Genomic DNA, 18,314 nt, shown 5'->3' on the forward strand with positions numbered 1-18,314 from the left:
GGAATATTCCGTCTGGTGGAATGTACAAATGGGCGGAGGTGCGCTCAGGCGTGGCCTCCGGACCGGTCCTTCTCAGGCTCCGGACCGGACCAGCGCGTACGTCTGCGTCGCGATCTCCAGCTCCTCGTCCGTGGGTACCACTGCCACGGCCACCCGCGCGTATTCCGGCGAGATCAGCCGCGGCGCGTCGGACCGTACGGCGTTGAGCTCGCCGTCGACCGCCAGCCCCAGCTCCTCCAGACCCAGCACGGCGGCCTCGCGCACCGGCGCCGCGTTCTCGCCCACCCCGGCGGTGAAGGCGACCGCGTCCACCTTGCCCAGGACCGCGTAGTAGGCGCCGATGTACTTCTTCAGCCGGTGGATGTAGATGTCGAAGGCGAGCGCCGCGCGCTGGTCGCCCTCGTCGATGCGGCGGCGGATCTCGCGCATGTCGTTGTCGCCGCAGAGCCCGACCAGACCGCTCTTCTTGTTGAGCAGGGTGTCGATCTCGTCCGTGGACATCCCGGCCACCCGCTCCAGGTGGAAGATGACGGCCGGGTCGAGGTCGCCCGAGCGGGTGCCCATGACCAGGCCCTCAAGGGGGGTGAGACCCATCGAGGTGTCCACGCAGACCCCGCCCCGGACCGCCGACGCCGAGGCGCCGTTGCCCAGGTGCAGCACGATCACGTTGACCTCGGAGGGGTCCTTGCCCAGCAGCTTCGCGGTCTCGCGCGAGACGTACGCGTGCGAGGTGCCGTGGAAGCCGTAGCGGCGGATGCGGTGCGCGTCGGCGGTCTCCACGTCGATCGCGTACCGGGCCGCGTGCTCCGGCATCGTGGTGTGGAAGGCGGTGTCGAAGACGGCCACCTGCGGCAGGTCCGGGCGCAGCGACTGGGCGGTGCGGATGCCGGTGATGTTCGCCGGGTTGTGCAGCGGGGCGACCGGGACGAGCCGCTCGATCTCCGCCATGACCTCCTCGGTGATGACGGTCGGCGCGCTGAACTTCAGCCCGCCGTGCACCACCCGGTGGCCGATCGCCGCGAGCTCGGGCGAGTCCAGGCCGAGGCCGTCCTTGGCGAGCTCCTCGGAGACCGCCTTCAGGGCGGCCGCGTGGTCCGCGATCGGGCCGGTCAGCTCGCGCTTGTCGCCACCGGTCAGCGGGGTGTGCACCAGGCGGGAGGTCTCCTCGCCGATCCGCTCGACCAGGCCCACCGCGAGCCGCGCGGAGTCCGCCATGTCGAGCAGCTGGTACTTCACCGACGACGAGCCGGAGTTGAGTACGAGGACGCGCGACGGAGTCGGGTCGGTGCTGGTCATGCGGAGGTCTCCTGCCCCTGTGCCTGCGCCTGGGCCTGGATGGCCGTGATGGCGACGGTGTTGACGATGTCCTGGACGAGGGCGCCGCGCGAGAGGTCGTTGACCGGCTTGCGCAGACCCTGGAGCACCGGGCCCACGGCCACGGCGCCGGCCGAGCGCTGCACGGCCTTGTAGGTGTTGTTGCCGGTGTTGAGGTCCGGGAAGATCAGGACGGTGGCCTGCCCGGCCACCTCCGAGCCCGGCAGCTTGGTCGCGGCCACGGACGGCTCCACGGCCGCGTCGTACTGGATCGGGCCCTCGATCCGCAGGTCCGGACGTGCCTCGCGGACCAGCTCGGTGGCCTCGCGGACCTTGTCGACGTCGGCGCCCGAGCCGGAGGTGCCGGTCGAGTACGAGAGCATCGCGATCCGCGGGTCCACGCCGAACTGGGCGGCGGTGGCGGCCGCCTGGACCGCGATGTCCGCGAGCTGCTCGGCGTTCGGGTCCGGGTTGACCGCGCAGTCGCCGTACACCAGCACCTTGTCGGCGAGGCACATGAAGAAGACCGAGGACACGATGGACGCGTCCGGCTTGGTCTTGATGATCTCGAAGGCGGGGCGGATGGTGGCGGCGGTGGAGTGCACCGAGCCGGAGACCATGCCGTCGGCCAGGCCCTCCTGGACCATCAGGGTGCCGAAGTAGTTGACGTCCGCGACCACGTCGTACGCGAGCTCCACCGTCACGCCCTTGTGGGCGCGCAGCTGGGCGTACCGCTCGGCGAAGCGCTGGCGCAGCTCCGAGGTGTGCGGGTCGACGATCTCGCACTTGGTGACGTCGATGCCGAGGTCGGCGGCCTTCTTGCGGATGGCCTCCACGTCGCCGAGCAGGGTGAGCTCGCAGACGTCGCGGCGCAGCAGGACGTCGGCGGCGCGCAGCACGCGCTCCTCGGCGCCCTCGGGGAGGACGACCCGGCGGCGGTTCGCGCGGGCCTGCTCCAGGAGCTCGTGCTCGAACATCATCGGGGTGACGCGGCCGCTGCGGGCCACCGACATCCGGGCCAGCAGGTCGGCGGTGTCGGTGTGCCGCTCGAAGAGGCCGAGCGCGGTCTCCGCCTTGCGCGGGGTCGAGGCGTTCAACTTGCCTTCGAGGGCGAAGAGTTCCTGCGCGGTGGGGAAGGAGCCGTGGCTGACCGCGACCACCGGGGTGCCGGGCGCCAGCCGGTCGGCGAGCTTGAGGATGGCCTCGCCGGGCCGCTCGTCCAGGGTCAGCAGGATGCCCGCTATCGGGGGCGTCCCGGCGCTGTGCGCGGCCAGCGAGCCCACCACCAGGTCGGCGCGGTCGCCCGGGGTCACCACCAGACAGCCCGGGGTCAGGGCGTTGAGGAAGTTCGGCAGCATCGCGCCGCCGAAGACGAAGTCGAGCGCGTCCCGGGCGAGCCCGGCGTCGTCGCCGAGCAGAACCGTTCCGCCGAGTGCCGAGGTGATCTGGGCGACGGTCGGCGCGGCCAGCGCGGGCTCGTCGGGCAGCACGTAGCAGGGCACCGGGAGGCGGGCCTTGAGGCGCTCCGCGATGGCCTCGCGGTCCTGCGGGTTCACCCGGTTGACGACCATCGCCAGCACGTCGCAGCCCAGTGCCTCGTAGGCGCGGTGGGCGTTGCGCGCCTCGGCCCGCACCGACTCGGCGGGCTGGCCCTTGCCGCCGACCACCGGGATCACGGACGCGCCGAACTCGTTGGCCAGGCGCGCGTTGAGCGAGAGCTCGTCCGGGAGCTGGGTGTCGGCGAAGTCGGTGCCGAGGACCAGGACCACCTCGTAGTCCCGGGCGACCTTGTGGAAGCGCTCGACGAGCTGGGAGACCAGCTCGTCGGTGCCGCGCTCGGCCTGGAGCGCGGAGGCCTCGTGGTAGTCCATCCCGTACACCGTCGCGGCGTCCTGGGACAGCCGGTAGCGGGCCCGGAGCAGATCGAAGAGGCGGTCGGGGCCGTCGTGCACGAGGGGGCGGAAGACGCCCACCCGGTCCACTTGGCGGGTCAGGAGCTCCATGACTCCCAGCTCGATGACCTGGCGGCCGTCTCCCCGGTCGATCCCGGTCACGTACACGCTGCGCGTCACGCGTGCTCTCCCGTTCTGTCTGCGTCGTTACTGGTGGGCGGCTCGGGCGGGGGTCCCGGGCGGGTGGTCGCGGCGCCGGCTCCCGCGCACGAAAAAAATCGCGACGGGGCAGCCTCGCCCTCTTGACAATACCCCTGCGGGTGGTTAAAGCGCCCGCCGGGCGGGGGTGGGGCCGAGGTGGGGGCGAAGGTCCCGGACCCAAGGGACGAAAGGCCTCCGTCCCCCCGGCATGGCCGCGCTGGGAGGGCGGGGCCCGTGAGGTGCGTGTGACAATCGGTTCGTCGGCCCGGTTCCTCGCGCCGGCGGGCACGGCACCACAGAGCAGGAGACTGAGTCACGATGCGCATCGGAGTCCTCACCGCGGGCGGCGACTGCCCGGGCCTGAACGCAGTGATCCGGTCGGTCGTGCACCGCGCCCTGACCGGCCACGGCGACGAGGTCATCGGCTTCGAGGACGGGTTCAAGGGTCTGCTCGACGGCCACTTCCGCCCGCTCGACCTGGACTCGGTCAGCGGCATCCTGGCCCGCGGCGGCACCATCCTCGGCTCGGCCCGCCTGGAGCGCGCCCGGCTGCGCGAGGCCGCCGAGAACTGCGCGGAGCTGGCCCGGCGTTACGGCATCGACGCGCTCATCCCGATCGGCGGCGAGGGCACGCTGACGGCGGCGCGGATGCTCTCCGACGCCGGGATGCCGGTGGTCGGCGTGCCGAAGACCATCGACAACGACATCTCCGCCACCGACCGCACCTTCGGCTTCGACACGGCCGTCATGGTCGCCACCGAAGCCATCGACCGGCTGAAGACCACCGCCGAGTCGCACCAGCGCGTGATGGTCGTCGAGGTGATGGGCCGCCACGCGGGCTGGATCGCGCTGGAGTCCGGCATGGCCGGCGGCGCCCACGGCATCTGTCTGCCCGAGCGGCCCTTCGAGGTCGACGACCTGGTCAAGATGGTCGAGGAGCGCTTCGCGCGCGGCAAGAAGTTCGCGGTGATCTGCGTCGCCGAGGGCGCGCACCCCGCCGAGGGCGCCATGCCGTACGAGAAGGGCGCGATCGACCAGTACGGTCACGAGCGGTTCGCCGGCATCGGCAACCGGCTGGCCATCGAGCTGGAGCGGCGCCTGGGCAAGGAGGCCCGGCCGGTCATCCTCGGCCACGTCCAGCGCGGCGGCGTGCCCACCGCGTACGACCGTGTCCTGGCCACCCGGTTCGGCTGGCACGCGGTGGAGGCGGTGCACCGGGGGGACTTCGGGAACATGACGGCGCTGCGGGGTACGGACGTGGTGATGGCACCGCTGGCGTCGGCCGTCACCGAACTGAAGACGGTCCCGGCCAGCCGGATGTTCGAGGCGGAGTCGGTGTTCTGAGGGATTCCCCACCCCGCCCCTTCCCTTAACCCTCCGGGGGTGGGTGGGGGTGGAGGTGGGTTTCCCGGGGGCTTCGCCCCCGGACCCCGTTGCGGGGGCTCCGCCCCCTGCACCCCTGGCGGGGCTGCACCCCTGGCGGGGCTGCACCCCTGCACCCCCTATACCTGTGCCAGCGCCCAGAAGTGGTCCACTATCCGCTCCAGGAACTCGCGGCCCGCGTCTCCCGCCGTCGATTCGGCCGTGGAGCCGCTCGAGCCCCAGCTCATCGTCGACACCATCCGGCCCTGGTAGTCGGTGTGCAGTTGCTCCAGGACGTCCTGGAGGTGGTGGCGGGGGAGGGGGAGGAGTTTGGAGGCGGGGCGGACGTAGGCCTGCCAGCGGGTGGTGACCGCGCTGCGCAGCAGTTCCGCCAGGTCCTCGTGCTGGCCCGTCGCCGTGACGTACTCGCGCAGCGACAGGTTCAGCGCCTGGGCCAGCGCCTCCGACTGGCGCTCGTTGCCGCGCCAGCGGCCCGACTCCTCCATCCGGAGGTACGCCCCCGCGTCGAGTCCCACGCGCCGGGCGAGGTCCTCCGGGCTGAGCCCGCGCGCCATCCGGTGCTCGCGCAGCGTGGCGGCCGCGGCCATCAGATCGCCCGGCGAGCACCACAGCACCCCCGCGAGCGCCGTCAGCTCACGGGAGTCGGGCGTGCCGAAGCCCTGTTCCCAGGAGGAGACGGTCTCGGGGGAGACCCGCAGCCCGTACTGGGCGTACAGGCCGTAGGCGACATGGCCGGGCGCCATGCCCAGCGCCTCGCGAAGACGGCGCATGGCGGGGGCGTTGAACGGCGGGGTGGGGTGCACGCGCACACCGTAGGTGCACAGGGTGACGGATGACCACGGTGTGTTCACCCAAATCTGTCAGTCCGTAGGAAGGTACGGCTCCATTTATCGGGTGCATTACGACCCGTCCCTCACCCCTTGACCGCCCCGCCCAGTGCGAATCCGCCGCCCAGGCGCTGGGCGATGACCACGTAGAGCAGCAGCACCGGCGTCGAGTAGAGAATGGAGAACGCGGCCAGCTCGCCGTAGACCACCGAGCCGTAGTTGCCGAAGAAGGTGAAGATCGAGACCGAGGCGGGCAGCCGGTCCGGGGAGAGCAGCAGCATGAAGGGGACGAAGAAGTTCCCCCACAGCATGATGAAGGTGTAGATCGTCACCACCGTCACACCCGGACCCATCAGCGGCAGCACCACCCGCCACAGCGTCTGCGGCATCGACGCCCCGTCCGTCCACGCCGCCTCCTCCAGGACCCGTGGCACGCCGTCCATGAAGTTCTTCATCAGCCAGATGGCGAACGGGAGTTGCGCGGTGGCCAGGAACAGGGCCGTGCCGTACACCGTGTCGATCAGGTCGACCTGCACGAACAGCCCGTACACCGGGACCATCACCGCCGTGATCGGCAGACACGTGGTGAACAGGACCGTCAGGAGGTACGGGCGGGTCAGCCGGGAGCGGTAGCGGGAGAGCGGATACGCGGCGAGCACCGCGCACACCACCGTCAGGGCGGTCGCGCCGCCGCACAGCACCAGGCTGTTGAGCATCGGCGTGAAGGTGATCTCGTCGGTCCACACGGCGGAGAAGTTGTCCAGGCCGGGGTTGCCCGGCACCCGCACCCGCAGGTCCGCCTCCGTGTCGAGCGAGGAGAGCAGCAGCCACAGCAGCGGCAGCGCGAACGCGGCGGCGACCGCGAGCAGCGCGGCGTCGGCGGCCAGCCGCTCCCGGGTCCGGCGGCCCACGCGTCCCAGCACCCTCACACCTCCACCTTCATCAGCCGCAGATAGACGACCGAGAACAGCGCCCCCACCAGGAGCAGCAGCAGCGCCACCGCCGTCCCGTACCCGATCAGGCTCTTCAGGAACGCCTGGTCGTACATGAACACCGGGAGCGTCTGGCTGCGCCGGCCCGGGCCGCCCCGGGTCATCGCCCAGATCAGCCCGAACACGGAGAGCGTCTGGAGGGTGTTGAGCATCAGGTTGGTGCCGATCGAGCGGCGGATCATCGGCAGCGTGATGTGCCAGAGGCGGCGCAGCCCGCTCGCGCCGTCCACCTCGGCCGCCTCGGTGATCTCCTGCGGGATCTCGGCGAGCGCGGCCGAGTAGATCAGCATGGAGAAGGCGGTGCCGCGCCAGACGTTGGCGAAGGAGACGGCCAGGATCGGGAGGCCGAACAGCCAGTTCTGGGTGGGCAGATGGAGCCAGTCGAGGACGGCGTTGAGGGTGCCCTCGCGACGGAAGAAGGCGTACAGCAGGAACGCGGCGACGATCTCCGGCAGCACCCAGGCCGCGATCACCAGCGTCCCGGTGAGCGTGCGCACCGGCCGCGAGGCGCGCCGCATGAGCGCGGCGAGCGCGAGCCCCAGGGTGTTCTGCCCGAGGATCGAGGAGACCACGGTGAACACCACCGTCAGCCATACGGCGTTGCGGAAGCCGGGGTCGGCGAACGCCCGCCGGAAGTTGTCGAACCCGACGAAGCTGGTCCCGGACGAGCCGGTGAGCTGCATGTCGGTGAAGGCGATGTAGACGCAGTAGCCGATGGGCCCGGCGAGGAAGAGCAGCAGGAGGAGGGTGGCGGGGGCGAGGGGGAGCCAGCGAACCGGCCGTGCCCTCACCGGGTCACCGCCCCCTCGGTGATCGTCCGCAGCTGCCCGTCGTACGTCTTCGCGGCCTGCGCCGCTGTCGAGTCACCCGTCGTCACCGCCTCCATCGCCTCCCCGATCGCCGAGGAGACCTGCGGATACACCGGCAGGGCGGGGCGGTAGTGGGTGTACTTCACCAGGCCGGTGAAGAAGTCGATGCCCGGCATGGACTTCAGATACGCGGGGTCCTTCGCCACGTCGTCCCGCACCGCGATCTGCGCGTCCACCACGTCCCACTTCACCGCGTTGGCCGGGGTCTGCATCGCCTGGAGGAACTCCCAGGCCAGCTCCGGGTTCCCGGCCTTCCGCGGGATCGCCCAGGTCCAGCCGCCGGACAGGGAGACCCGGCCGGGCGCCTGCCCGTCCTTGGTCGGCATCGCGGCCTGTCCGAGCACGCTCGGCCACTGCGGCCACTCCTTCGCGCCCTTGGGCCCCCAGAACTGGCCCAGCCACGACCCGTCCAGCGCGATCGCGAGCTTGCCCTCGGGCAGCCACTCGGTGGCGACGCGGGTGTTCACATTGGGGTCGAGCGCGTCGGAGAGGTCCGGGCCGAGCTTCTCCCCGTACACCGTCCGGACGAAGTCCAGCGCGTCCTTGAAGCCCTGCGAGCCGGTGACCCACTTCTTGGCGCCGGGGTCGTACAGCGGGTTCTCGCCGGTCCCGTACAGCAGCATCTCGAAGCCCTGCATCACCGCCGCCTCGCCGAGCGCCTTGCCGGTCAGGACGCTGAGCGGGATGACGCCGGGGACCTTCTTCTTGACGGTACGGGCGGCGTCGAGGATGTCCGCCCAGGTGCGGGGCTGCCAGTCGACGGGGAGTCCCGCCTTGGCGAAGAGCTGCTTGTTGAACCACAGGCCCCGGGTGTCGGTGCCGTCCGGGACGCCGTACGTCCTGCCGTCCTCGGCCTTCGCGGCCGCCTTCGCCGTGGGGACGAAGCGGCTCCAGGAGTCCCACTTGGCCAGCTGGTCGTCCAGCGGTCTCAAGTACCCGGCCTTGATGTCGGAGTTGATGCGGAAGGTGTCCTCGTAGACCAGGTCCGGCGCGGTCTTGGCCGAGCGCATCATCTGCTGGGCCTTGGTCGCGTAGTCGTTGTCCGGGGCCTGGATGGGGACGAGCTTGACCTTCTTGCCGGGGTGGTCCTTCTCGAACCGCTCCTTCACCGACTGGAGGAAGTCGTCCTTGAAGCGCACCTTGTTGTCGGTGTTCCGGTTGTAGGCGATCTTCACGGTGGCGGAGTCGCTTCCGGAGTCGCCGCAGGCGGCGAGCGAACCGGCGGCGAGCGCGGTGGCGAGGACCAGCGGGGCAACGGCGGTGGGGCGCACGGCACGACCTCCTCGGGCCACGAATGGCTGCCCGGTGAACGTAAAGCCGCCCCGGGGCATGGTCAATGGGGCCCGTCGGCCGCCGTGATCGACTGTCGGATCGTCAACTCATGTGTCAGCGGCGGGAGTCGACCCAGCGGTACTGGAGCTCCGGGCGCCCGATCTGCCCGTACTGCGGGGTCCGCTCGGCGCGGCCCGTGGTGACCAGGTGCTCCAGATAGCGGCGTGCGGTGATGCGCGAGATGCCGACCGCCTCGGCCGCCGCCGACGCGGTGACGCCCGTCGGCGAGGACCGCAGGGTGCGGGTCACCGCCTGGAGCGTGGGCGCGCTCAGCCCCTTCGGCAGGGCCGTGGGCTGCGGCGCGCGCAGGGTGGACAGCGCCCGGTCGACCTCCTCCTGCCCGCTGGCCTCCCCGGCGGTCGCGCGGAACTCGGCGTACCGCACCAGCCGGTCGCGCAGGGTGGCGAAGGTGAAGGGCTTCAGGACGTACTGGACGACGCCCAGCGAGACGCCCTCGCGCACCATCGTCAGATCGCGGGCCGAGGTCACCGCGATGACGTCGGCGCCGTGCCCGGCGGCCCGCAGTGAGCGCACCAGCTGGAGGCCGTGCCCGTCCGGCAGATACAGGTCGAGCAGCAGCAGGTCGACCTCGACGCGATCGAGGACCCGCAGCGCCTCGGCCCGCGAGTGGGCGGTCCCGGCCACCGCGAAGCCGGGCACCCGGCCGACGTACAGCCGGTGCGCGTCGGCGGCGACCGGGTCGTCCTCGACGACCAGCACTCTGATGGGGCCTTCGGTGGAGGTCATGCCGGGACCGCCTCGCTGCGCAGCGGCAGCCGTACGGTGAACTCGGCGCCCCCGTAGGGCCCCTGCGCCAGCTCCACGCTTCCGCCGTGCCGTGCGACCGTCATCCGCACCAGCGCCAGGCCGATGCCGCGCCCCGGGCTCTTGGTCGACCAGCCGCGCTCGAAGACGGCGTCCACGGCGGCCGGGTCGACCCCGTGCCCGCTGTCCGCGACCCGCACCACCAGCTCCTCGTCCTCGGCGGTGAGGGTGACCGCGACCCGGGCGCCCGCGCTGCCCTGGGCCGCGTCGACCGCGTTGTCCACCAGGTTGCCCAGGACCGTGACCAGGTCGCGGGGCGGCATCGTGGGTGGCAGCAGCCCGTCCTCGATGGCGCTGCCCTCGGTCAGCGCCAGCTCGACTCCGTGCTCGTTGGCCTGGGCGGCCTTGCCGAGCAGCAGCGCGGCGAGCACCGGCTCGCCGACGGCCGTGACGACCTGGTCGGTGAGGGCCTGGGCCAGCTCCAGCTCGGCCGTCGCGAACTCCACGGCCTCCTCGACCCGGCCCAGCTCGATCAGCGAGACCACCGCGTGCAGCCGGTTCGCCGCCTCGTGCGCCTGCGCCCGCAGCGCCTGCGTGAACCCGCGTTCGTTGTCCAACTCCCCTGACAGTGCCTGGAGTTCGGTGTGGTCGCGCAGGGTCACCACGGTGCCCCGGCGGCCGCCGCTGGAGACCGGGCGGGTGTTGACCACCACGATCCGGTCGGCCGTCATATGGACCTCGTCCGCCCTCGGCTCGCTCGCCAGCAGCGCCCCGGCGAGCGGCGCGGGCAGCCCGAGCTCGGCCACCGACCGGCCCACCGCGTCCTCGCCGAGCCCGAGCAGCTCCCGGCCGCCGTCGTTGATCAGCGCGATCCGGCGCTGCCCGTCCAGCATCAGCAGCCCCTCGCGCACCGCGTGCAGCGCGGCCTGGTGGTAGTCGTGCATCCGGCTCAGCTCGGCCGCGTTCATCCCGTGGGTGTGCCGCCGCAGCCGCGCGTTGATCACGTACGTACCGAGGCCGCCGAACGCGAGCACCCCGGAGGCGACCGCGAGCAGCGCCGCCACCTGCTTGCGCACCTGCTCGCTGATCTTGTCGATGGTGATGCCCGCGCTGACCAGGGCGGTGATCCGGCCGTGGTCGCGCACCGGCGAGACGACCCGCACGGACGGCCCGAGCACGCCCATGTGCGTCTCGCTGAACGTCTCGCCGCGCAGCGCGGGCCGGATGTCGCCGAGGTACGTGCGGCCGATCTCGCCGGGCACCGGATGCGTCCAGCGGGTCCCGTCCGGCGCCATGATCACCACGAAGTCGACGCCGGAGGTGTGCCGCAGGCTCTCCGCGTACGGCTGGAGGACCGCCGTCGGATCCTTCGAGCGCACCGCCTCCACCACGGCGGGCGAGGTGGCGACGGCGGTCGCGATGGCGGTGGTCTGCCGCCGGGCGGTCTCCTCGGCCTGGGCGCGGTCCTGGACGTACGAGTAGAGCGCGCAGCCCGCCACGATCGCCGCGACCAGCACCACCTGCATGGCGAAGAGCTGGCCCGCGAGGCTGCGGGGACGGGGTATGCGCATGCCGGACAGTGTGCACCCCCGTACGTCACCGTTAGGACAAGCGGCGTGAACGAAATGCACGCAAGGGTGACCGGGGTCACAGGCTGATGGATAGTCGCGTGGATCCATCGAGCCATCGGACACAGACTCACGTACGCGGGACGCGTACGGAATCAGTAGGAGGCACCCCGTGACCGCAGCAGCCGCCCGGCGGGACCGTACGCACTATCTGTATCTCGCCGTGATCGCCGCCGTACTCATCGGCATCACCGTCGGCTTCGCCGCCCCCGGGGTGGCCGTCGAGCTCAAGCCCATCGGCACCGGGTTCGTGAACCTGATCAAGATGATGATCTCGCCGATCATCTTCTGCACGATCGTGCTCGGCGTCGGATCGGTCCGCAAGGCCGCCAAGGTCGGCGCGGTCGGCGGACTCGCGCTCGGCTACTTCATGGTGATGTCCACCGTGGCGCTCGCCATCGGCCTGGTCGTCGGCAACATCCTGGAGCCCGGCTCCGGTCTGCACCTCACCGAGGCGACGCGGCACGCGGGCGCCAAGCAGGCGGCCGGGGCCAGCGAGTCCACCGCCGACTTCCTGCTCGGGATCATCCCCAAGACGATGGTCTCCGCCTTCACCGAGGGCCAGGTCCTGCAGACCCTGCTGATCGCGCTGCTGGTGGGCTTCGCGCTGCAGGCCATGGGTTCGGCGGGCGAGCCGGTGCTGCGCGGCATCGGGCACATCCAGAAGCTGGTCTTCCGGATCCTGTCGATGGTGATGTGGGCGGCGCCGGTGGGCGCGTTCGGCGCCATCGCGGCGGTGGTCGGCGAGACCGGCACGGACGCGCTGAAGTCGCTGGCCGTCATCATGGTCGGCTTCTACATCACCTGCGCGCTCTTCGTCTTCGTGGTCCTCGGCACGCTCCTTCGCCTGCTCGCCGGGGTCAACATCTTCCGGCTGCTGAAGTACCTGGGCCGCGAGTTCCTGCTGATCCTCTCCACCTCGTCCTCCGAGACGGTGCTGCCGCGGCTGATCGCCAAGATGGAGCACCTGGGCGTGAGCCGGTCGGTCGCGGGCATCACCGTCCCCACGGGCTACTCGTTCAACCTGGACGGCACCGCGATCTACCTCACGATGTCCTCGCTCTTCATCGCCAACGCGATGGGCAGCCCGCTCAGCGCGGGCCAGCAGATCTCGCTGCTCCTGTTCATGATCGTCGCCTCCAAGGGCGCGGCCGGGGTGACCGGCGCGGGCCTGGCGACCCTGGCCGGCGGCCTCCAGTCGCACCGCCCCGAACTCGTCGACGGCGTCGGCCTGATCGTCGGCATCGACCGCTTCATGAGCGAGGCGCGGGCGCTGACCAACTTCGCGGGCAACGCGGTCGCCACGGTCCTGGTGGGCACCTGGACCAAGGAGATCGACTCGGCGCGGGTCGAGGAGGTCCTGGCGGGCCGGATCCCGTTCGACGAGGTGACGTTCGCGGCGAGCGACCCGCACGGGCCGGTGCCGGAGCAGCCGGAGAAGCAGCAGGTCACGCTCGCCAAGGAGCCCGTCGCCGCGGACGTCCCCGAGGCGAGGGAACCCGCCACCCCCTGAACGCGTCCGGACAGGTGTCCACTACCGTGCGGGGCGTCCGTCCGGAAGCGGGTGACGGGGAGAGCGAGCACAATGAAGATCGACTGGGACCGGCGCACCTGCGCGCGCAAGGGTCATGTGACGTACGAGCCGAGCGAGGCGGAGCTGCGCGAGCGGCTGCGCGCCCACACCGGACTCGGCGAGGCCTGGCGCTGTCTGCGCTGCGGCGACTTCGCCCTTGGCACCCCGCACGGCTCGGGGCCCGCCGAGGACGCGCCGCTGGTGCCGCGCGGCAAGGTGCTGCGGGACCTGTTCATCCTGCGGTTCCTGGCCGTGGAGCGGCTGGTGCGCGGGGTGTTCATCGTCCTGGTGGCGGCCGCGGTGTGGAAGTTCAGCAACAGCCAGGACTCGGTGCGCCGGCTCTTCGACGAGAACCTGGACGTCTTCCGCCCGGTCTTCCAGCACTTCCACTACGACCTCGACCACTCGCCGGTCGTGGACACCATCCAGAAGTCCTTCGGCTACAAGCACTCCACGCTGGTGGCGGTGGCGGCGGCGCTGCTCGTGTACGCGCTGATCGAGATCGTCGAGGCCGTAGGGCTGTGGCGGGCGGAGCGCTGGGCGGAGTACCTGACCGTGGTCGCCACGGCGATGTTCCTGCCGCTGGAGGTCTACGAGCTCACCGAGAAGATCAGCTACCTCAAGATCGTCACGCTGGGGCTCAACATCCTCGCCGTGCTCTACATCCTGCTCTCCAAGCGCCTGTTCGGCCTGCGCGGCGGGCGGGCAGCCTTTGAGGCGGAGAGGCACAGCGCGTCGCTGATGGAGGTCGAGGCGACGGCCGGCCTCGCGGTGGGGACGACGTGAAGGGAACCCGGACGATGAGCAAGAAGTTCGCAGTGGTACTCGCCCTGCTCCTGGGCACGGCCCTGGTGGCCCCGGCGGCGGCCGAGGCGACGCCGAGCGCGGTGGTGCGGACGGTGTCGGCGGCGGCACCGGCGGCGGCGCCCGACGCCGTCGCGAGCACGACCGCCACACACGGGACGCACGGCAAGTCGTCCCACGTGACCCTCGCCAAGCCCAAGAAGAAAAAGAAGAAGAGCTTCCTCAAGAAGCTGGGCATCTTCCTGCTGGTGATCTTCCTGCTCTTCGTGGCGGCCGTGATCCTGGTGATCTGGCTGATCGTGCGGCGCGTCCGCAGGCGCCGCACGAGCCACTGAGGTTCACCGGTCAGGGCAGCAGCGCCCGCTCCTCACCGGTGAGGACCACATCGGCGGCCGCCGCCGAGTCCCGTACGGACTCGGGGCGGCTGCCGCCCGGAATGGGGATCACGTTCGGCGACCGCTCCAGCAGCCAGGCCAGCGCGATCTGCTGCGGGCTCACCCCACGGGCGCGGGCGACGGCGTGGAACCCGTCGTACGAGGAATCGGCGGCGATCGCCGAAGCCCCGTCCAGCGAGCTCCGCGAGATCCCGCCGAGCGGACTCCACGGCAGGAACGCGATCCCCAGCTCCGCGGTGAGCCGCAGCTCGGGCTCGGCGTCGCGGACAGCGGGGGAGTAGCGGTTCTGCACCGCCACCAGCCGGTCCCCGAGGATCTCGTGGGCCTGCCGGATCTGGTCGGCGTCGACGTTGGAGATCCCGGCGAGCCGGACCGTACCGTCGTCGATCAGCTCGCGCAGGGCGCCGAGCGAGTCCGCGTACGGGACGGCCGGGTCGGGCTTGTGCAGCTGGTAGAGGCCGATGGCCTCGGTGCCGAGCCGCCGCAGCGACTCCTTCGCGGCGCGCTTCAGATGCTCCGGCCGCCCGTCGACGCTCCAGTCCCCGTCGTCGGTCCGCCCGCGCCCGCCCTTGGTGGCGACGAGGACGCCGTCCGTGTCACCGCCGTACGAGGCGAGCGCGCGGGCGAGCAGCAGCTCGTTGTGGCCGGGCTCGCCGCCGGGCGCGTAGTACGAGTCGGCGGTGTCGAGCAGGGTCATGCCCGCGTCGAGCGCCGCGTGGACGGTGGCGAGGGCGCGGGCCTCGTCGGGCCGCCCTTCGATGGACAGGGGCATGGCGCCGTACCCCATGGCACTGACCTTCAGGCTGCCAAGTGACCGATACCGCATATCAGTTGCCCCCGTGTCCTGCTATTGCTGCTGCTTCGAGGGTCTGGGCCACGGCGTCCGTGAGCCAGTCCTTGGTGTGCGAGAAGGTGAACCCGAGCTGTTCGGCGCGGGTGTTGGCCATGCCGTACGAGCGCCGGAAGGAGAACGGCGAGACCTCGCCGACCTCCACCGCCCGGTAGCGCGCGGGCCCGGCGCCGATCGCGGCCACGATGTCCTCGGTGGTGAGCGGCCCGTGCGAGGCGGCGTTGACGGGCCCGGTGAAGTCCTGCCCGGCGGCCCAGAAGAGGAAGTCGGCGATCTCGTCGACGTTGATGTAGGTGGCGGGGTGGTTGACCGCCGGGACGGCGATGGGCTCGCCGTCGCGGAGCCGCTCCGCGTAGTGGGTGACGCGCCCGGTGAAGTCGTCGGCGCCGCCGAGGACGTGGGCGACGCGGGCGGAGACGTACGGGAAGTCCGGCGCGGCGGCGAAGACGGCTTCGGCCTGGCGCTTGCCCTCGCCGTAGTGCGCTTCGAGGAACTCCGGTTCGTTCCAGGGGAGTTCGGGGTCCACAGCAACTCCGCGCGGATCGACGGAGCTCTCCGGCACCGGCGCGGCCGAGTCCTCGTACTCGTACACCTCAATGGTGGACGTCATCACATACCGGCGGGTGCGGTGGGCGAAGACGCGGCGGGCGGCGGCGGCCTGGCGCGGGGTGTAGCAGACCTGGTCGAGGACGACGTCGAAGGTCCGGTCGCCGAGGGCGGCTTCGAGGGCGGCCTCGTCGTCGCGGTCGGCGACGAGGTGCTCGACGCCGGGCGGGGGTGGGGAGGACCCCCGGTTCAGTACGGTCACGCGGTCACCGGCGGTGACGAGGCGGGCGATGAGCCGCTTGCCGAAGTACCGGTTTCCGCCGATGACCAGCACGTTTCGGGGGGTGATGTTCATGTCGAATGTCATGCACACAGTGTTACGTTGACGGGCGGCATCCTGAAGGGGGAAACATGGGAGAACTGTCGGATGTACCGAAGGAACCACGGAATTCACGGGCGTTGACCCACGATTCCTCACCGGCCTTCGATCAGGTGGATCGACAGCTGCTCGAACTGGTCCAGTCGGAGGGCCGGATCAAGCTGAGCGAGCTGGGCCGGCGGGTGCGGCTGAGCCCCGCCGCCGTCACGGAACGGCTGCGGCGGCTGGAGGCGAGCGGTGTGATCACGGGGTACGGGGCGCGGGTCGACGCGGCCCGGCTCGGCTACGGCATCCAGGCGTTCATCCGGGTCAACCCGCACGGCGGCTACACCCTGAAGCACCCCAGGACGCTGGAGCTGATGGAGCGCGAGGAGATCCGGGAGGTCCACCACGTGGTGGGCGAGGACTGCTGGATCATCAAGGTCGCGGTCGCGGACACGGGGCATCTGGAGGAGGTGCTGGGGGAGGTGTCGGCGCTGGGGCGGACGACGACGTCGATCGTGCTGTCGTCACCGGTGAGCGGAAAGCCGCTGCTGCCGCCGGGCTGAGCTGGATGCTTACCTGGGGGTGGGTAGCTGACAATAAAGTCGGTACTTGTGGGGAATTGGGGCGGGGCGAAGGATCGTCGCCATGACGAACTCCAGTAACGCTATTAGTTCTGCCCCGACTTCTACCCCCACTTCCGTAACCGTTCTGGGCCTCGGGAACATGGGCCGGGCGCTGGCCGGTGCGTTCCTCGCGGCCGGGCATCCGACGACCGTCTGGAACCGTTCGGCCGGGCGCGCGGACGAGCTCGTGGCGCGGGGTGCGGTCCTCGCCGCGAGCGCCGAGGAGGCCGTGCGGGCGAGCGCGCTGACGGTGGTGTGCGTGGTCGACTACGACGTGGCCGAGGCGGTCCTGGCGCCGGTGGTGGGGGCCGGTGCCTTCGAGGGCGGCCGGGTCCTGGTGAACCTCACCTCGGACACGCCCGAGCGGTCCCGTTCGGCGGCCAAGTGGGCGGCCGAGCACGGCATCGCGTACCTCGACGGCTCGGTGATGGTCCCGACGACCGTCGTCGGCGGCCCCGAGGCGCTGATCTTCTACAGCGGCGACCGCGAGGCGTACGAGCGGTACGAGGGCACGCTGCGGGCGCTGGGCGCCAAGGCGACGTTCCTGGACGAGGACGCGGGGCTGGCGGCGGTGTACGACCTGGCGATGCTCGACTTCTTCTATACGGCGATGTCGGGGTTGGTGCATGCGTATGCCCTGGCGGGGGCGGATGGGGTGGGGGCGGGGCGGTTGGCCCCGTACCTGGACACGATCTCGTCGATTCTGCCGCCCATTTCGGCTGTGATGGCCGGGCACATCGATGCGGGGGCGCACCCTGGGGACCTGGGGAACCTGGCGATGGAGGTTGCGGGGATCGATCACATCCTGCACATGGCTCGGGCGCGGGGGCTGGATGTGACGGTGCTGGAGGCGGTGCGGAGGATTGCTGGGCGGTCGGTGGAGAAGGGGTTCGGGGGTGACGACTGGTCGCGGACGATCGACGAGGTGCGGGGGTGACGACCCCGGGTCCCTTGCCTGGTTAGTCGGACAGGTCGAGTGAAAGCCGGACCGCGCGTGACACCGCTTCCAACTGGTCCTCCGGGACGATCCCGAGGTAGGAGCCGGAGGTGAGGAAGGAGACGGTGACTGTGTGGAGCTGCGTGCCGATGACGGTGGCTCCCACGGGCTTCGTGATCGGGGCGGACAGTAGAGTGTCCGGTGCGGTGCCGGTGGTGTCGCAGACAGCGCCGACGACGGTCAGCGGATACGCGGACATGGCCGCGTCCGCCTCGACGATCAGCAGGGTGTGCTTGATGCCCCTGGGGGTGGTCGCGCTCCACACCTGGCCCCGGCGTACGGGCGGAGTCCCGCTCACCGCTCACCGCCGGGAAGGGCGTCGAGCGCGTCGAGAGTGAGTGCCTGGAGGTCTTCGATCTGCTCGCGGCCGTACGTCGCCTGCCACTCGGCGAGCCGGGCGGCCGCGTCGCGGACGGCCTGAGCCTTGAGGGCCTTGGCGGTGTAGGCGGAGACGTTTCCCTCGGCCTCGGTGCGGATCGCGGCCAGTATGTCGGCTGGAAGAGTCACGGTGATGCGCTCAGTCGATGCCATACGCTGAAGCGTACTGCTGCACTTACTTTGGTGCATATCGCCTGATGGGGTGAGGGCGACGGTCCACTGCGACATCTCCACGGCAGACACCTACTCGCCGTCCCTGCATGGGCTTCGGTCCGGCGAGCCTCTCGTCGGCCAGTGGGGCGGGGGAACCTCGTACGTTTCCGATTCTGGGATGTCCGGGAGCGGGTAGAACGTCCCTTGCGAGCGCAGCGACTTCGGGAGAGGCCAACCATTCCGAACGAGCGGCTAAGGGCCGTCGTGGCTTCGGTGGATGGGCACACGCAGCCCTCCGCCTCTGTAATTCAGGGGTGATCCCGTGAGCGTTGGGCGGTGGGGCAGTCTGGGGCGCATCGCGTTACAGCGAGGAGGTGCGCCGGCGGTTCGAGTGCTTCACTGCGCGTCACGCCGGGATGGAGGAGCAG

At 70.9% G+C, this 18,314-nt stretch carries 18 protein-coding genes; 6 read left to right on the forward strand and 12 right to left on the reverse strand.

The annotated features are described in order from the left end of the window. Window positions 1–72: 72 nt before the first annotated feature. Together IE252_RS20540 and pta are read right to left on the reverse strand one after the other, a co-directional pair. Complete coding sequence (locus IE252_RS20540) at window positions 73–1,296, reverse strand: acetate kinase (protein WP_190090913.1); 1,224 nt, start codon at window positions 1,294–1,296, stop codon at window positions 73–75. Further along, window positions 1,293–3,386, reverse strand: a complete 2,094-nt coding sequence (gene pta / locus IE252_RS20545; protein ID WP_190090914.1) for a phosphate acetyltransferase — start codon at window positions 3,384–3,386, stop codon at window positions 1,293–1,295. Before pta ends, IE252_RS20540 begins: the two co-directional genes overlap by 4 nt. 339 nt (window positions 3,387–3,725) lie before the next feature. On the opposite strand from pta, the gene IE252_RS20550 reads away from it, so the two are divergent. After that, window positions 3,726–4,751: an ATP-dependent 6-phosphofructokinase gene (locus tag IE252_RS20550; RefSeq protein WP_190090915.1), complete on the forward strand. Its 1,026-nt coding sequence runs from the start codon at window positions 3,726–3,728 to the stop codon at window positions 4,749–4,751. 158 nt (window positions 4,752–4,909) lie between these two features. Here IE252_RS20550 and IE252_RS20555 read toward each other — a convergent pair whose 3' ends face one another. From IE252_RS20555 to IE252_RS20580, 6 genes are all read right to left on the reverse strand, one after another. Next, window positions 4,910–5,560: a helix-turn-helix domain-containing protein gene (locus IE252_RS20555; protein WP_190091104.1), complete on the reverse strand. Its 651-nt coding sequence runs from the start codon at window positions 5,558–5,560 to the stop codon at window positions 4,910–4,912. 143 nt (window positions 5,561–5,703) lie between these two features. Further along, window positions 5,704–6,546 carry a carbohydrate ABC transporter permease gene (locus IE252_RS20560; RefSeq protein WP_229848647.1) on the reverse strand — a complete coding sequence of 281 codons (843 nt, stop codon included), beginning with the start codon at window positions 6,544–6,546 and terminating at the stop codon, window positions 5,704–5,706. Then, entirely contained in the window at window positions 6,543–7,400 is an 858-nt protein-coding gene (locus tag IE252_RS20565) for a carbohydrate ABC transporter permease (protein ID WP_190090916.1), read from the reverse strand. Before IE252_RS20565 ends, IE252_RS20560 begins: the two co-directional genes overlap by 4 nt. Then, window positions 7,397–8,749: an ABC transporter substrate-binding protein gene (locus tag IE252_RS20570; protein ID WP_229848649.1), complete on the reverse strand. Its 1,353-nt coding sequence runs from the start codon at window positions 8,747–8,749 to the stop codon at window positions 7,397–7,399. Before IE252_RS20570 ends, IE252_RS20565 begins: the two co-directional genes overlap by 4 nt. 115 nt (window positions 8,750–8,864) lie before the next feature. Continuing rightward, the gene (locus tag IE252_RS20575) at window positions 8,865–9,557 is read right to left on the reverse strand and encodes a response regulator (protein ID WP_190090917.1); all 693 of its coding nucleotides are present in this window, start codon (window positions 9,555–9,557) and stop codon (window positions 8,865–8,867) included. Next, window positions 9,554–11,146: a sensor histidine kinase gene (locus IE252_RS20580; RefSeq protein WP_190090918.1), complete on the reverse strand. Its 1,593-nt coding sequence runs from the start codon at window positions 11,144–11,146 to the stop codon at window positions 9,554–9,556. Before IE252_RS20580 ends, IE252_RS20575 begins: the two co-directional genes overlap by 4 nt. 169 nt (window positions 11,147–11,315) lie before the next feature. Between IE252_RS20580 and IE252_RS20585 the strand changes: the two genes are divergently transcribed. From IE252_RS20585 to IE252_RS20595, 3 genes are all read left to right on the forward strand, one after another. Beyond that, window positions 11,316–12,716 carry a cation:dicarboxylate symporter family transporter gene (locus IE252_RS20585; protein ID WP_190090919.1) on the forward strand — a complete coding sequence of 467 codons (1,401 nt, stop codon included), beginning with the start codon at window positions 11,316–11,318 and terminating at the stop codon, window positions 12,714–12,716. 72 nt (window positions 12,717–12,788) lie between these two features. Continuing rightward, entirely contained in the window at window positions 12,789–13,562 is a 774-nt protein-coding gene (locus IE252_RS20590; protein ID WP_190090920.1) for a DUF2127 domain-containing protein, read from the forward strand. Window positions 13,563–13,576: 14 nt separating this feature from the next. Then, the gene (locus IE252_RS20595; protein WP_229848651.1) at window positions 13,577–13,915 is read left to right on the forward strand and encodes a hypothetical protein; all 339 of its coding nucleotides are present in this window, start codon (window positions 13,577–13,579) and stop codon (window positions 13,913–13,915) included. A gap of 10 nt (window positions 13,916–13,925) precedes the next feature. Here the strand turns inward: IE252_RS20595 and IE252_RS20600 are convergent, their stop codons facing one another. Both IE252_RS20600 and IE252_RS20605 read right to left on the reverse strand, forming a co-directional pair. Next, window positions 13,926–14,801 (reverse strand): aldo/keto reductase, encoded by an 876-nt coding sequence (locus IE252_RS20600; protein ID WP_190090922.1) that lies wholly within the window; start codon window positions 14,799–14,801, stop codon window positions 13,926–13,928. A 1-nt stretch (window position 14,802) separates the two neighbouring features. Next, the gene (locus IE252_RS20605; protein WP_229848653.1) at window positions 14,803–15,738 is read right to left on the reverse strand and encodes an NAD-dependent epimerase/dehydratase family protein; all 936 of its coding nucleotides are present in this window, start codon (window positions 15,736–15,738) and stop codon (window positions 14,803–14,805) included. Between the two features lie 44 nt (window positions 15,739–15,782). Here IE252_RS20605 and IE252_RS20610 point away from each other — a divergent pair, with 44 nt between their 5' ends. Together IE252_RS20610 and IE252_RS20615 are read left to right on the forward strand one after the other, a co-directional pair. Further along, window positions 15,783–16,298: an Lrp/AsnC family transcriptional regulator gene (locus IE252_RS20610; RefSeq protein ID WP_190090923.1), complete on the forward strand. Its 516-nt coding sequence runs from the start codon at window positions 15,783–15,785 to the stop codon at window positions 16,296–16,298. 82 nt (window positions 16,299–16,380) lie between these two features. Then, entirely contained in the window at window positions 16,381–17,295 is a 915-nt protein-coding gene (locus IE252_RS20615) for an NAD(P)-dependent oxidoreductase (protein ID WP_190090924.1), read from the forward strand. Window positions 17,296–17,317: 22 nt separating this feature from the next. Here the strand turns inward: IE252_RS20615 and IE252_RS20620 are convergent, their stop codons facing one another. Together IE252_RS20620 and IE252_RS20625 are read right to left on the reverse strand one after the other, a co-directional pair. After that, on the reverse strand, window positions 17,318–17,653 hold the full coding sequence (locus IE252_RS20620; protein ID WP_190090925.1) for a hypothetical protein: 336 nt from the start codon (window positions 17,651–17,653) through the stop codon (window positions 17,318–17,320). Continuing rightward, window positions 17,650–17,886, reverse strand: a complete 237-nt coding sequence (locus IE252_RS20625; RefSeq protein WP_190090926.1) for a hypothetical protein — start codon at window positions 17,884–17,886, stop codon at window positions 17,650–17,652. The genes IE252_RS20620 and IE252_RS20625 overlap by 4 nt, the downstream gene beginning before the upstream one ends. Between the last annotated feature and the right edge of the window lie 428 nt (window positions 17,887–18,314).

It is taken from the genome of Streptomyces melanogenes, from assembly GCF_014649795.1.
Taxonomy (GTDB): Bacteria; Actinomycetota; Actinomycetes; order Streptomycetales; family Streptomycetaceae; genus Streptomyces; species Streptomyces noboritoensis.